9 protein-coding genes are annotated in these 15775 nt (G+C 50.3%); 1 reads left to right on the top strand and 8 read right to left on the bottom strand.

Going from position 1 to position 15775, the window contains the following annotated elements; genetic code table 11:
- Positions 1-258: 258 nt before the first annotated feature.
- Positions 259-5112: a beta strand repeat-containing protein gene (locus BCT27_RS08125; protein ID WP_102395521.1), complete on the top strand. Its 4854-nt coding sequence runs from the start codon at positions 259-261 to the stop codon at positions 5110-5112.
- A gap of 88 nt (positions 5113-5200) precedes the next feature.
- Here the strand turns inward: BCT27_RS08125 and BCT27_RS08120 are convergent, their stop codons facing one another.
- From BCT27_RS08120 to BCT27_RS08085, 8 genes are all read right to left on the bottom strand, one after another.
- The gene (locus BCT27_RS08120; protein WP_241908532.1) at positions 5201-8452 is read right to left on the bottom strand and encodes an efflux RND transporter permease subunit; all 3252 of its coding nucleotides are present in this window, start codon (positions 8450-8452) and stop codon (positions 5201-5203) included.
- Between the two features lie 41 nt (positions 8453-8493).
- Positions 8494-9642: an efflux RND transporter periplasmic adaptor subunit gene (locus BCT27_RS08115; protein WP_102395519.1), complete on the bottom strand. Its 1149-nt coding sequence runs from the start codon at positions 9640-9642 to the stop codon at positions 8494-8496.
- Positions 9639-11237 (bottom strand): class I adenylate-forming enzyme family protein, encoded by a 1599-nt coding sequence (locus BCT27_RS08110; RefSeq protein WP_102395518.1) that lies wholly within the window; start codon positions 11235-11237, stop codon positions 9639-9641. The genes BCT27_RS08115 and BCT27_RS08110 overlap by 4 nt, the downstream gene beginning before the upstream one ends.
- 12 nt (positions 11238-11249) lie before the next feature.
- Positions 11250-12605: an MATE family efflux transporter gene (locus BCT27_RS08105; RefSeq protein ID WP_102395517.1), complete on the bottom strand. Its 1356-nt coding sequence runs from the start codon at positions 12603-12605 to the stop codon at positions 11250-11252.
- Positions 12602-13714, bottom strand: coding sequence for an acyl-CoA dehydrogenase family protein (locus tag BCT27_RS08100; protein ID WP_102395665.1), 1113 nt, complete (start codon positions 13712-13714; stop codon positions 12602-12604). Before BCT27_RS08100 ends, BCT27_RS08105 begins: the two co-directional genes overlap by 4 nt.
- Positions 13711-14343: a hypothetical protein gene (locus BCT27_RS08095; protein WP_102395516.1), complete on the bottom strand. Its 633-nt coding sequence runs from the start codon at positions 14341-14343 to the stop codon at positions 13711-13713. The genes BCT27_RS08100 and BCT27_RS08095 overlap by 4 nt, the downstream gene beginning before the upstream one ends.
- Positions 14343-15101: a hypothetical protein gene (locus BCT27_RS08090; RefSeq protein ID WP_102395515.1), complete on the bottom strand. Its 759-nt coding sequence runs from the start codon at positions 15099-15101 to the stop codon at positions 14343-14345. The genes BCT27_RS08095 and BCT27_RS08090 overlap by 1 nt, the downstream gene beginning before the upstream one ends.
- A 134-nt stretch (positions 15102-15235) precedes the next feature.
- Positions 15236-15505: an acyl carrier protein gene (locus BCT27_RS08085; protein ID WP_017009302.1), complete on the bottom strand. Its 270-nt coding sequence runs from the start codon at positions 15503-15505 to the stop codon at positions 15236-15238.
- Positions 15506-15775 lie beyond the last annotated feature (270 nt).

Below are 15775 nucleotides of genomic sequence, written 5' to 3'. Positions count from 1 at the left end.
AAGCATAGTTCAGCCACAAGGTTTGTCGAATCTCTCTTAAACGACTAACTTCCATAAGCAATTCTAAAATAATGACTTTGTTATCAATGCGAAACCACTCTCTGCTTTTTCACGTCAATGCCTCCCTCAATACGCCAGATATGCAACAAATGAACTATTGTTAAAGATGTCATTAGTTATGCCTCAAGTATCATATTATTGATGCTCGGAACGCATTTAGTGGCAACGCTTATTGCTGTGCGAAAGAGAGGTTAGAGAATGATCATCGTCTCTAAGGAAGGGGAAACGCATTTTTCCGATGGGACAGGAGTCGCCAAAGTCGGTGACCTTATTGTCGCGATTCAGGATAGTGACGGCGCTCCACTCTTGGGTGAGGCGGCAGCACAGCTTGGAGGCAAGATAGCCTCAGTGATTTTGATTACACAGTCTGGCCCTTCGGTGTTACTCGACTCCGTGCCTGCCGAAGAGCTAGAGTTAGTCCTCTCAGAAATGCGCCCCAGTTCTAGTTTCCCTTCTCTCGTGTCCCAGTTAAACCAAGAAAAATTTATAACGCTGGAACCGAGTGCTGGCCAAGACGTGCATGATCATACGCATGTGCCGATGTTTGTGATCCTAAGTGCCCTTAAAAGAGGGGTGCCTCTCTCTGAGATGGCAGGGTTCGACACGCTCGGGATATCTACCCCCTTATCTGAATCTCAGCGTTCTGTGGTCTCTCGATTCCTTCCTGTGGGAGAGCTCATTGACAATGATGACGCAAATAATCACCTCAACGAGAATGCTCAAATTGGAGATTTGGTGGGCGTTTCCGTCGCCAAGGCGTTTGCTGATGGACACGGCGACGTCACTTATTCGCTAAGCAATGATGCGGGTGGGCTCTTTGCTATCGACCCTGGCACTGGTGTGGTGACAGTCGCTGGGAACTTAGACTTTGAGGTCGCATCGGAACACACCATTGAAGTCATGGGGACATCTGCCAACAACCAATCCACAACTCAAGAATTTACAATTGTTATTGCGAACAGCTCTCCTGAACAAGGAGACATGGACCATGCGATCACAAACATCTCCGCCACTGATGGGGTTCAAGGTGAAGTCGGTGAAAGCATCAGTAATGGGGTATCTACGGGATTGATTGTTTCTGCCATCGATGAAGATGGCGACACGATCACGTACTCGCTAGTCGATGACGCCAATGGTGCTTTCACCATAGACAAAGACACGGGTGAAGTGACCGTTGCAGACAGCAGTTTGCTGGATTTTGAGAACGCACAATCTCAAACGATAGAAGTGCTCGCGGTGTCGACGGATGGCAGTTCGACAACGCAAACGTTCAGTATTGCCATCACTGATGACAATACTGAATTTAATATATCCGGATTGACTGATATCGAATCCGGGACGAATACCGTCAATGAAAGCGCAGCACTAGGGTCAACCGTCGGTATAACACTGCAAGCGACCGATGATGATGGCTCGGATTCCATCAGTTATAGCTTGTCCGACAATGCGGGCGGTTTGTTCGCGATCGATGCAGTCACCGGTGTTGTTACCGTCGCGAGTGCTTTGGATTATGAAACGGCAACCAACCACAACATTACTGTTGTCGCGACCTCGACAGACGGAACAACATCGAATCAAACCTACAATATTGCCCTCACTGATGACACCTCAGAATTCAGTGCGAGCGCATTGACCGATTCAGATACTGACGCGGACGTGGTCTCTGAGAGTGCAGCGATTGGCACTTCCGTTGGCGTGATATTTAACTCAGAAGATGCCGACGGCACAGACAGCGTTTCTTATTCCTTAACGGACGATGCGGGCGGTTTGTTCACCATTAATCCCAGCACGGGAGAGGTCACCGTTGCGGGAGCATTGGACTATGAAACCGCGTCATCACACGCCATTACGGTGCTCGCCACATCCACTGATGGTTCGACATCAAGTAAGAACGTCACGATAGGATTGAGTGATGACACCTCTGAGTTTGCCGTGACTGCAATTGCAGATACCGACGGATCAAGCAGTGTTGTGTCGGAGAATGCCACGATGGGTAGCTCGGTAGGTATTACTGTGCAAGCAACCGATGGTGATGCCTCTGATTCAGTGACCTATAGCTTGCTAGACAACGCGGGCGGTAAATTTCTGATCAATGGCACGACCGGTGTGGTGACCGTTGCTGGCAATTTAGATTACGAAACAGCGACAAGTCACGCCATTATTGTGCAGGCTCGCTCGACAGATGGCAGCACCACGACGCAGACCTATACGATCAACGTGGCCAATGTGGATGCGTTGACCGGTGATACGGATGCCAGTGTTGGCGCCATTACTGATACAGACACCGATATGGACCAAATTTCGGATGTTGCCGCGATAGGCACAACCATTGGCATTGATGTGTCTGCGGTCGATGCCGATGGCGATAACATTGTCTATTCGCTTTCTGATGATGCCAGTGGCTTGTTTACGATTGATAGCAGCACGGGTGTGGTGACGGTGGCCGCGGACTTGAGTGGATTGGCAGGGTCTTCTCAAAGCATCAATGTGGTGGCGACATCCAGTGACGGTTCCTCGTCGAATCTCGGTTTCGAAATCGATGTGATTGACGGTGGCGCGGGGGCAATATCTGATGCTGATAGCGCACAGAACATGACGGGTGACGCAAGCAATGGAAAATACATCAACCTGACGGCGGTGAGTGTCGATGGCACGGGAGATAGCGTGACATATAGCCTGACCGACAGCTATGGCGGCGCGTTCGCCATTAATGCGTCAACCGGCAGAGTTACCGTCAGCGATCATACCTTGCTTGATGCATCCACCACCCCGAGTGTGAACATCGAGGTTACCGCAACGTCTTCTGATGGGAGCACAATGGCTCAAACCTACGCTATCGCAGTGACGGCAGAAACGGATGGCGATGACATCTCAAGCATCACTAACTTTAACAGTGCGGAATATAATGTGGTGGGTGAAAGTGCCGCAAATGGCTCGACGGTAGGCATAACCGTTTACGCCGCCAGCGAATCGTTTGCAAACTTGATCCACAACCGATCGTATTCTGCTGTGGGTTCTGTAAACACTGACCTTCGAGGGCTGTATGTGTCTGGGCTGCCACAAGGCACGGTGCTTAGAACGTATCTCAATGGGTCGTTGATATATACAAGCACCGCGACCAATGCAGTGAATACGCCGATGAACCCCGCAGACCCCAGCAATACGGTGGTGTCTTTTGCGCAAGGCGATCTGCTCACAGGCACAGCGACATACAATGGACAAACCATCACCTTGGGTTATGGGGTAACGACCAACGGCGGCACAACAACGGCAACTCGCGTGTCGTCATCCGCTGAAACCATTTCTTACTCGCTAACTGACGACTACAACGGCGCATTTGAAATCAACGCATCCACGGGTGTGGTTACGGTTAAAGACGCAACAAAGTTGGATTATGAAACGGATCCCAACCCCACCGTCACTGTGCAAGCCACGTCATCTGGCGGGGCCGTATCATCCAAAGTTTACGGTATTGCACTTGAAGATGATTATGTGGCAATTGCTGATAGTTATGCCGTGACGGAAGAAAATTCACTGGTTGTGAATGCTGCATCGGGTTTGTTGGCAAACGATACGGGTGACACCAATCAATTTATTGAACTTGCGTCAGACAGCAATGGCACGAACGCCACCACTGTATCAGGGGCTGTGACGTTTACCACTGTGCTTGGTGGGGTCGTGGTCGTGAATGCAGACGGTTCTTTTACCTATACCGCGCCGAATCTCGACCACTCTTCATCCAACAACATTGAAGACAGCTTCTACTACCGTGTCGGTGATGGCAGTTGGGTGAAAGTGGCGCTCGATGTGTCGGATCAAAATGTGGTTGCCAATGACGACACTGACAGTGTGGGTGAACTGGGTACCGTTTACGGCAATGTGATCACCGACAATGGTGGGGCAGATTCCGGCTCATCAGACATGAAAGTCACGTCTGTTGTTTACAGTGGCACCACGTATGCAGTGTCTGGCGCGACCACGATAGTGGCTGCTGTAGGTACACTCATTATCAGCCCTGACGGCAGTTACAGCTTTGCTTCATCAGCTACAGGCGGTGGCGCTCATGCTGATGAAGTATTTACGTATACGGTCAGTGATGACGATGGTGACAGCGATACCGCCGTGTTGACGGTGAGTCACGATAGCGCAATGACGGCGGTGGCCGATGTGGTCTCAGTGTATGAATCCAGCCTGGTTTATGGCTCGGAAGCTGGTGCGAATCTCCATGATCGTGTTGGCAACGTACTTGATAATGATTTGGGTCTCACGGGCGATGCGCAAATCACCGGCATCAATTGGGATGGTTCGAATTATACTCCCGATGGCAACGGACAAATCACGGTTACCACAGACAATGGTGAATTCTCGTTATACACCCAAGATTTTGGCGTTCATCGAGCAGGGGAATACCAATTCCTGCTGACCTCCGCGAGCAATGGCAGCAATGAAACCGAGGTGTTCACGTACACCCTTGAGAATGCCTCCGAAACGGTAAACGCCTCGCTGACAGTGAGTATCGTCGATGACCCCATTATTTCATTTGCAGGTGTAGAGACGGATGAATCTTTCACCGGCACTGCTGCGAACGAGACGATTTACGGTGGTGGCGGTGCAGATACACTTGACGGCGGATTGGGTGACGATCTTATCGTCGGCGGAAAAGGGGATGATACGTTAACGGGCTCGACGGGCGCTGATACCTTTAAGTTCCTTCATGCTGACGTGGAAGGTCAAGCTGGCGTTACCATCGATCTTATTACGGATTTCGATTTCACGTCTGATGTGCTCGATTTGTCCGATTTATTGCAGGATGAAACCGAAGCAACGCTGGAAGACTATTTGTCGGTGATTGATGATGGCTCAGGCAACGCCGTGATTAGCGTTTCGAGCGAAGGTGATGGCAATGTTGATCAACAAATCGTGTTGGATAACACCAGTGTGAATGACATGGCAGCGGCATACTCTCTTGATATTTCCGGTAAATCAGACAGCGAAGTGAGCAATATGGTGATTGAATCTATGTTGATGCAATCCCAGTTGTATATTGACTAGCTCATGTCTCTCTTGCAGGAAAAGATAACGGTGATCTGGTACTAAAACGGCAAGCTGAGCTTGCCGTTTTTTTCGTCGTTTCGCTCTGTTATACGTGCACGGGGTTGTGCTCTTTCGTCGCGCTTCTCGCATTGTTGTTCACATACCCTAACAAGGTGCAGTACGCACGTTTTGGCAAGCTCATCATCACCAGCGGCACGAGGTACAACACGGTGAAGAACGACGTGGTCATGCAGAACACAATCACCACCGCGATGTTGTATTTCGCCACTGCACCAAAGTTGAACTGAAACACCAACGGCAGCACGCCGAGTATCAGAGAAAACGAGGTCATGAACACCGCATTAAAACGTTGAGAACAACCTTCGATGATCGCGTCTTTCAGCTTGGCTGGGTCTGCATGCTCACGCGCAATACGAATCACTTCGTACACCATGATCACCGCTTGTTTAGACGACAAACCCACCGCCGTGAGAATCGACAAGCGTGTATAAATGTTGTCGGACAGACCAAACAAATCCAGCGCGATATACCCCGAAAAGTAGGTCACAGGTACAGTGGAAAGCACGATGATCAGCGGTGCGACCACAGAATCAAACAGCACCGTCAGCAGCAAGAAAATCAGCAGTAGCGAGAACAAGGTAATGTTCATGTGCTCGGTGACTGACGATGAAATCGAACGGCTTGAGCCAATGAAGGTAATGTTGTGCTCGGCAACGCCCTTAGACATTAGAATGTCTTTCAAGGTATGTATGGCATCGTATTTGTTGACGCCAGACAGTGTAATGCCGCGAATTTGAACACTTGGCAGGCCGTTGGTTTTATTGATGTTAAGCGGTTCAAAAGACGGCTCAACATGCTGAATCGCACTTTTCATGATTTTACGGTCGCCATCATCATACAAGGCGTAATCATCGATGGTGGTTGTGCCGTCTACCATGCTTTGACGCTCTGACGGGCTGACGCCGAGATACACCTTCACATTGTCGTTTGCATGTGGCGTTTTACCGATGTAATTCGGTTGAGAAAATGCCGCAACCAGCGAGGCGAAATAACGGCGCTCTGCGCTGCCATAGGTTGTTGTATCCACCAAAGTGTCGATGTTGAATTGGTTCGACACGTATTTGGCATCGTGTACCAAGAACTCATAAAGCCCGGTGGCGCGCGCTTCTCTTAATGCCGCTTCCACCTTATCCAACAACTGCTCGGTGTCGCTGCCCATGATCGCCATGTCGATAGGGAAGGTCGATGCGCCTGGAATGTCCGTTGGCAAAATCACAAACGAGCGGCTCAATGTTTCTTGGGCGAGCAGTGACGCCAAGCGCTCAGATTGCTCCACCAGAAGGTTATTCTTCTGCGGGTTATCGACGAACTGTTGCAGCGTGTTTTGAATCGGCTGGGTAACGTGTTCCCACCACGCCAGATTGTCGTTGTTTTCTTGCGAGCCAGAGACTGACTCTTTCAGGCGGACATAATGGGTGATCATATTGCTGTCAGGCAGGCCAGTGACATAGTTGGTGGAATCCACCCAATCTAGCGCCAAAATACGTTGCGTCAGTTTGCTGGCTTGCGCCTGAACGTCGGATGACGTTGCATTCGGGCTGACTTCACTCAGTACCAACAACAAACGTTTGTCTTCCGGTGGCGCGACTTCGCTGTCGCTGTTTTGCCATGAAAAGAACCCCGCGACTAACACACCCATGATGACCACAGCAGTCAGCGACCGGATCACGCGGCTTTCTGCGAAATGGCACAGGGATTGGTGATACGCGCGTAACACTGGGTTTTGGTACGCCTCGCTTTTGGCGTTGCTTGCTGTGTTATTTGCCACTTGATTTACATGAGCGCGGGCGCTCGGCAACAACTTGGGTGTGATAAGCACGGAAACAAACAAAGAACACAGCAAGGCGATGGAAATGGCGATGCCGAACTCTTTGCTGACCACACTGTAATCGGCACTTGAGAAAATATACGGCAAGTACACCACCACCAATGTCAGCGTGATAGCAACCAATACCATCAAGATGGCGCGTAATCGCATCAATTGGCTGCCAGATTTTGTGTGGGCTGTGGTTGGCGCGGCACTGTGTCCGTTTAAGTAATCTGTCACCACAATGGAATCGTCCACCACGAGGCCAATGGCGATGATAAGCGCGGTAATCGTGATCAAGTTGATGGAGTCGAGTGACACGGAATAGAACGCAAAGGCCAACAGCAAAGAAAGGGGAATCGACAGAGAAATGGCAAAGGCCGAGGCCACAGAGCGTGTCGTGAAATACACGATCAAACAGGTCACGGCGATAGACAAAATAATCGACAGCAGCGTTTCCTTGATGGAGCCATACAGCATCACGGTGCTGTCCATGATTTCTTGTGCTTTGATGTCTGGCTCACCGACCAAGAAATCCGTGATCATGGTTTTCACGTCGGTTGAAACGGAAAGCGGGTTTGCGCGTCCATCGAAGGTCGCCAACATCACCACGCCGTCTTTGTCATTAAACTTGGCTTTAACGCGGGTGTATTCGTTGGCGACACGAAACGTCGCAATGTCCGACAGCGCGTGAACCCCTTGCGTACCGTCGTCTTCAAGGCGCAAGGTCGCCATTTTTTGAATGCCGTTATCGACGGCTTTGTGGTGGTAAATCTCGTAGTTTTCACCGTCCACCAAATAGCTGGCTGGCTGAGTAAACGCAGATTGTACCGTGTCATACACTTGGTTGAGGGCAAGACCTGCGGCGTTTAGGCGGTCTTGATCCACGTCGATGTAAATCGCGTCACTTGGGCCATACAGCGCGACTGATTGAATGCCGGGTAAGCTGCGAAGAATCGGCGTGATTTCGCTTTCAAGCAAACGGCTGACCAAAGAATCTGAGCGCGCGTTAGAGGTGAACACATACCCCAAGTCAGGCGCGAAATCGCCTTTGTCCAAGCCGGATGTCAGCTCATTAAGGTTGTTTTGCACCATAGGGCGGTTAGTGAGTTGATTGCTGATATCACGGGCGACGGCATCAATGTCGACACTCTTATCGAATTTCCCGGTGACGCGCAGCGAGTTGTTGCCCACGGTTAAGCGGGTATATTCCAGCCCGTCTTGCTCTGCAAAAATGTCCTCAATGTCGCTCGCCACATGGGTGGCAATGTACTTCGCAGGCTTATCGTAAAATTGGGCGGAAACAAAAATGGTGCTGCTGCGAGAGTAGGGGAAAGACGTTAGCGTGACGAATTTCAGCGCCGCCAACCCACACATCGTGATGAGCAACATCAGAATGATGTAGCCCATGCGCGATTCGAAATAGCGTCCTAGCCAAGAGGTTGCTGGGTTATCTATGCCTTGTTTCATCGTTCCCTGTTTAGTCACATCAGGTCTCATCACATCACGTTTCATCGGATCATTCCCACCAGTTGTTCCGTCGGCTCCGCGTCAGACATTGACGGCGTTTTAGGCGCAAGCTGCGGTCTTTTCACGCGCACCAATTCGTTATCAAGTAACTTGAATGATCCTGCGGTGGCGATGCGGTCGCCCTCGGAAACACCGCTTTCCAGCTCCAACACACCGTCGTCATACCAACTGACTTGCACGTAGTTCTTCTTCACGCGACGTCCATCAAGCTTGAACACATAGAAGCCTTTGTAATCCAAATGCACATACTTGTTTTCAAGGAAAATGCCTTGGTCAGCCCGTTGCAGCGGCAGGTTGGACGTGCAGCGTTCGAACAGCGAATGGTTCACTAAATTCGCGGGTGTCCCCGTGCTTTCCATCATCACATCGTCTGGGCTTAACGTGCCGTATAAAGTGACAAATTCGCCGTTGTCTTCTGGCTCGTGGTGGCTGTATTGCGCCGTGGCAATCACGTCACCGTTATCGACGGAGCGCAGGGCGATTTCATCCCGTAGCGCGATAGACGAAAAAATGTGGAGCGGGATTTTTGAGGTGAACTCGAAAGTTTGGTTACCGTAAAACGTCAGGACAGACACGCCAGGGTTTACGCGATCATATTGCTTCACAGACGGCGTTTCGAACACCCCGTCTTCTGGCGCGTAGAACTTGAAAGACTCAAACAGTGAACGTTGATACGCCACTTCAGCGCGAAGGTTATCGACTTTCAGTTGTAACTCGTCGGTTTCTTGTTTCGAATTTTTCACGCGAAGTGAGCGATAGCGTTTCAGGTTCAATTCGTTCAAGCGCAGGTTGTTTTGCGCCACTTGGTAGTGGTAACGCACCGAATCGTTTTCAATCTCGAGCAATAACTCGCCCTTCTTCACCTGATGGCCGCCTTTGCGCACATACACCACTTCGCCTTCCACTTTTGGCGCGAGGTGGTAGATGTTTTGCGGGGCAATCATGCAAGCCGATTGATAGATCTTGTTGCGGTGTTCCGTCTGCACCAACAGGCTTTCCACGGTTTTCATTTGAAAGCCTGCGGGAATATCGGTGTCAGGCGCTTTTTTCTTCACGCCCGCCACAGAATAGACGGAGACACCGAGTGCCACGGTTAAAACAGGGATAAGAAGCGCGAGTTTATTGTTCATAATGTCTCTGCTAACTGTCTTGGTTGAACATGAGTGATGGGCTCTGGCAGTTGCCATTCCACGAGGTCACCGTCGAGCAGGGCTTGTTTCAGCTTCTGCTTGTTGTGCTTGCCGTTGTCGTTGATAGGAATGTCCACCAAGCGTTCAACGCGCTTCGGTAAGTGCGATGACAAGGCAGAACGTTTCAACAAGCGCTCGCGCAGCAATTCGTCAGACATGGATTCACCGACTTCTTCCACGATGAAAGCGGTGATCGCCATGGTGTCCGCGTTCACCAAAATGCAGGCATCGCGAAGTTCAGGCTGCGATTTCATCCACTGCTCGTGTTCTTTGCAGGAGTATTTCAAACCATCAATCTTGAACACCTCGTCTTTGCGGCCGCTGAGGTAGAGATAACCGTCGCTGTCCATGCGGCCAAAATCGCCGGTCGCCAATTTCTTCTGGCGATCATTTTCATCAAAGAAAATCGCTTTGCGGGTCGCGTCAGGGTTATCCAAATATTCCGTCATCACATGGGGGCCAGACACCACGATTTGCCCTTCGGTACCAGCGGGAACAGGTTGGTTGTTCTCATCCAAGATCTCGATGCGTGTACCTGGAATGGCAATGCCCACGCTGTCCGGTTTGTTCGCGTACTCGTCTGGGTGCAGCCATGTGGTGCGTTTGCACTCGGTTAAGCCGTACATTGAGAAGAAGCGGCAGTTCGTGAAAATGGTCTGCATGTATTCCACTTCACCGCGGTGAATCGCTTCGCCGGTATTGGTGATGGTGGTGACAGATTCCAGTTGCTTGGCACTGCCAAATTGTTTAATCAAACGCGCCATTGACGGCACGATAGGGAAATGGGTCGCGCTGATTTTCTGCACTTCCATCAAGTTCTTCTGCGGGATCATAAAAGAATTGGTCAAGAAGGTCTGACAGCCCGTGAACAGCGGGAACAGGATTTGGTAGAAGCCATAATCGAAGTTCAGCGGCAGCGCGTTATAAATCACGTCATCGCCATCAATTTCCAAATACTCGATGATGGACTGCGCTGCAAACAACACGTTGGAATGGCTCAGTGCCACGCCTTTAGAACGGCCTGTAGAACCTGACGTGAAGAACACCAAACCAATGTCGCTGGCGACAGGTTTGCGGTTGCGTTGCTGCGCAGACACATTGGTTTCGTTTACGCCAGTAGCGCGGTCATTTCTGATCCAACTAGGCGCATCCAACGAGGTATCCAGCTCGCGATAGTAGCTCAACTGATAACTGGCTTTCGCTGCATGCTCAGGCGCAATCAGCAGCATGTCCGCTTCGTATTGGTCGATGATGGATTGGTTTTTCAACTGATCGGCACGTGCATCAATGGTGGCGAACAGCACACCGAGTTTGTTGGCGGCAAGCAGCAGCGGCAAGGTGTTCATGCCACGCCCAGCGATGTACAGCAGGCGATCGCCCAGCCCTAAGCCTTCTTTTGCGAGTGCTTCTGCATGGCTGTTGGCTTTGTCGAGCAAATCTGTGAACGTCCAATCGTTCTTCGCGTCGCTCATACAAACCTTGCTCGGTTGCTGTTGTTGGATGTGTACCAACTGATCGTAAAGTGTCGTTTTCATTGGGATATTCCTTTAAAGAGTCACAGACTGCATTTTCTGCATGAGATGGTATTCGTAGCGTGAGCGACCGATTTCAAACAGGATGAAAATAGCGGACGCGAAGAAAGCCACGGCAAGTAAGGCATAAAGCTCAGAGCTGGTGGTGCAATAAGGACGCACCATTTCAATCAGGGCGACTTCTCCGCCAAGGTAGAGCGCGTTGTAGATAAAGGCGCGACGTGAGCGGAAGGTTTGTTCCATGTATACCGTCATGCCGACATAGGTGGAGAGCACCAAAAGTGCAGGCGAAATCATGCGAAGGTATTCGGCACATTCCGCGGCAATGGATGGCTCGTTAACCAGCCACAGTGCAATGTTTTCGCTGAAGATAAACACCGCGAGTAGCACAGGGATTTGGTACAGAATCGATTGGCTCACAAACTGCGTCACGCTGTTTTTCAACATGCTGTAGTCGTAGTCTGCCGAGTTCTTGTTGAAGCGAATCGCTTGGCTGACACCCACCGCAATCGACAACATGATGATGAGGTTCTGAATACGTGCATAAAGCGGGAAGGCAGAGGCCGCAGCATCGCTGTATTGCAGCAAGATGTAAGTGATGTAGAACAGCCAAGCAATCAGGAGTAAGTAGCTGGAAAATATAGGCACAATAATGGACAGCAGCTGCTTAACCTGGGCCTGCATGGCAGAGAAATAGGCCAGTGCACGAGGCGCGATAATTTGGCGTAACGTGGGTGACAGTGTCAGCCCCATTGTGATGGCAACCAATGTTGAACATGCCGCCGCATAAGGCATAGACATCACGCCGTGGCCTTGCTTGGCGAAGATGAAAATCAAGCTGAGTTGCAACACGTTGGCGACAACCACAATGCTGGTGGCGAGCGCGTTTTTCTCTTTCGCAAACAGACAGGTCGTCAGAATCGAAGAGACAGTGATGGGCAGGAACACCAAGGTCATGGCGAGCAGCAAATCAGAGAAATCGAGATAGGCGACGATAGGTAAGTGGAAATAAGATTGGAGCAGGGGCATCAGCCCCCACGCCATCGCGCCTAACCCACCAAACACCACGAGAGCCATGCCAAACAAGGTGGCAACCGCGCTGTGAACCTCGGCTGATCCTGCATCTTCGTGGCTCGATACGATAGGCAGTGCGCCCGCCCGCATTGCGTCAGATAACGACGACAAGGTGAAACCGAACGGCATAAACACCGTCAGGATCAGCAATGCGCGTTGGTCTTCTTGGCTGATTATCCATACCGCCAACAACTGCGTGACGAACGTGGACGATGACGACGCGAAAATGGACAGCGTCGATGCAACCGAAGAGAAGGTCGGGCCAACCGAAGAAAGGATAGAGGCGATATTTTTCATAGTCCGCTCCATGGGCTCACGTAATCGTTCCGCTTCAGGATGTTGACCAAGTTATGCTTTTGAATAACGTGCGTGCCTTCCATGAAATCAAAGGCGTAGCTGTCACGCATAAACTTGCGAACATGAGTGAAGTGGTCAGATTGCAGCTTGCTGAAGTGCTGGAACAAGAACGGACGCATTTGTTTCACCAAGTCATCCAGTTCGATTTTCGCCAGCGACGAATACGCCATGTTGTCAGGCTCTTTATCCGCCGTTTGTGCTGCCACCAAATTCACGTCACGAATGGTGGCGAGAATGGTGTTGAAGTGGCTGCATGCTTCAAGCGGAATGCCTGCGTCTTTACCGTGATCGAGCAACACATCCACCGCCGCTTGCGCATAGCCGATGCTCAGACCGACCACACACGGGCGCATTTTGTTGAAGGTGCGGATCATAGAAAACAAACCGCGTTCACACGGGTGAAGGTGTTCACCGAGTAACTGTTCCTGCGGGATGGGCAGCCCATCAAATTTCAAGTAAGACAAGCGCGCACCACGCAAACAATGTTGCTTCAACAAGCGGCGTTCTACTTGCGGAGCGTCAATCATTTCTTTGGTGAGTAAAGCTGCGCGTGTCGCCAGTGGACTCGCCCCTGTTTTGAACAGCACCACGCCCATGTCGCCTTTGGTGCCGTTGCCAATCAACCATTTTTCGCCGCTGAGCGTGCCTTCGGTGTAGCGAGATTCCAAGCGTCCCGCATCACTGCCTTTGCTTGGCTCTGTTACTGCAAAGAAGGTGCGGCAGTTATGTTCTTTCAGGTAATCGTAGAATTGGGCTTTCTGTTCTTCCGATCCGGCTTCATTCAAGATGACGCCAGACAGACTTGGTCCAGGGGAAAACAGCAACGCACCAGGGTCGCCGTAAGAAAGCTGTTCAAACATGCGCACGCGATCTTCCGTCGTCATGGAGAAACTGCTCAGGAGCAGCGCGTCCAATTGTTCGTTGCGAAAATCCGTGTTGCTGTGAATGTCTTGGTAGTTATCGACCGCGCTGGCCACTTCGCGAAGCCACTCAATGTGCTCGCCGTATTTCTCGCCGTAGGTTGCGGCATATCTGTCTAAATTGATCATCGCCATTGCTCCAAATCGTTCAGTAAAAGGGCATATTGCAGGTGATGTTCGACGCCGCTTCCGGCAAGAATGGAAATGCCGCCTTGCAGGTTCGAAATGATGTTTGAAGCCAAAAGCACGCGCTCTGACAGAGGCACGAGCGAATCAGGCAATGTTTCCGAGGCAAACTGGAGTTGGAAAAGAAAACGGTGATAGTCGGTGACAGACATACTCACGTTTTCAATGTCTAGCAAGGTGTTATCGCCGACCTTTTTGGTTTTTAAACGCGCCACGAGGTGGCGGAAAAACACCGACATTTCCGTGTGGAAGCAAGAAAGGGATTGTTGAACGAAACCCTCCCAAGAGAATTGTTGTTTGCTGGAGGATGCCAATGCAGACAGGGCAAGGGCGGGTAAGGCTCTCCCTGAACGTGTTGAAACCTTCACGATGTAAGTGTTGGGAAGGGCGATGAGGATTTCAGCCTCAATCGCATCCATGCTGACGGGTTGACCGTTGGCATTCCCTCGGCGATCTATCATCACGAAGGTGCTTTCCGCACCGTGAAACACAGAGACCAAGGTTCCTTTTAGCTGCTCTTCTTGCAGATCATCAATGATGCTGCAATTGTTTTCGAAATCGAGACGATACATTACAACGGCCTCAACAAGCTGATGGTTGTGTTTAGCGATTCGGCATCTTCATCAATGAAGATCCAAATGCTGCTGCGGAATGAATCGGGGTTTTTCTGATATTCATCCAAGAGCTTCGGTAAGGTATTTACGGAATACTCTGGCGATAAATAGTGTGCGTTCTTCAGTAAATCAGGTGAGATTTCACGCTTGTCAGACAAATAATCCAACTGCTTAAACGCCGCGGTATTTCGGTGAAGAAACAAGGTGCAATCGCCCGCGCCGAGTTTGTGTTTCTCCAGCAGGGTTTTGATTTCTTCTGCCAGCGCAAAGCTCGACGAATAGATCTTGTTTTCATTCAAGAACACAGAATCTTCAAGTTTGAACAGCGCACCGTCGCTGTTGGCTTGGCTGACGAACAACGCAGAGCCACTGGAACTGACCGGCATGATGTTGTGATCAGGCAGGTAACGCGGCACAGCGTTTTGCTCCATGCCCACCAATATCTTGGTGCGGGAATCGTCCAAACTGTCGGTGTTGAAAAGGATGTGAAGTGCCGTGGTGGTTGCGATTGAACCCACATCGCACACATCAATGATCTCAGCCTCTAGGTCGCTTTTCCAAAGGAAGTAGGTCGCAAAGGCGGAGTACTCTGGGTCCCACTCGGGTGTCCAATAGCTAAAGGCCACATCAGAAATGTCAGGATAAGCTGCAAACGGTAAATCGCTCTCAAGCACCGTATCAATGATGTTGGTGTAGCTATATTGGTCACCCGTCAAAAAGGTTTCTTGCGACAGGTCCTTATCGGAAATTCGGTATAAATCCTTAAAGTAGGTCGTATACCGATCCCGCGGTTCCTGTCGTAGGCTCCTTTTTTCAAGTGGGAAATATTGGCAATAATTAATGTACATAATTAAGCAGCCGGTGCGAGTTCTACATTTTCAACAATGTAATCAACCATTGCGCCAATAGAACTGAAGTGACGTTCTTCCAAGCTTTCAGGGTTAATCGAAAAACCGTCAATGGATTCTTCAAGCTCCATTAAGAACGTCAGTGACCCCAATGAATCCATCCCCAGATCGTCACGCAGGCTCGTGTTTTCAGTGAGCACCACATCCTCTGGAATCGTGATGGTTGATTTCAGGATGGCTACCATATTTTGATACGCGTTATCTCTTTGCATAATTAACTCCATTTACGTGCTTTGGTTAGGTTGTGTGTTGCCATAAATCCATGAGTTCAAATTAAGCGTGGGAGGGCGATTTGATAACCTGACACTTTTAACAGTAAGGGGGCAGAACGGGAGATTTGAACGGGTTATTCGCTTTTATTTGTATGAAAAATAAAGGAATAAATAAAAATGATGGTTGGTGTGGGTTGGGGATGAAAGCGGTACTGTCATTTGTGACAGGCGAGCGGGTGCATAATGCGTAAGAGCAGGGAGAGCAGGGAG

This window comes from Enterovibrio norvegicus (genome assembly GCF_002876705.1).
In the GTDB taxonomy this organism is placed as follows: Bacteria; Pseudomonadota; Gammaproteobacteria; order Enterobacterales; family Vibrionaceae; genus Enterovibrio; species Enterovibrio norvegicus_B.
The sequence above is the reverse complement of the archived record's forward strand: the minus strand, read 5'-3'. Positions and strand labels throughout refer to the sequence as shown.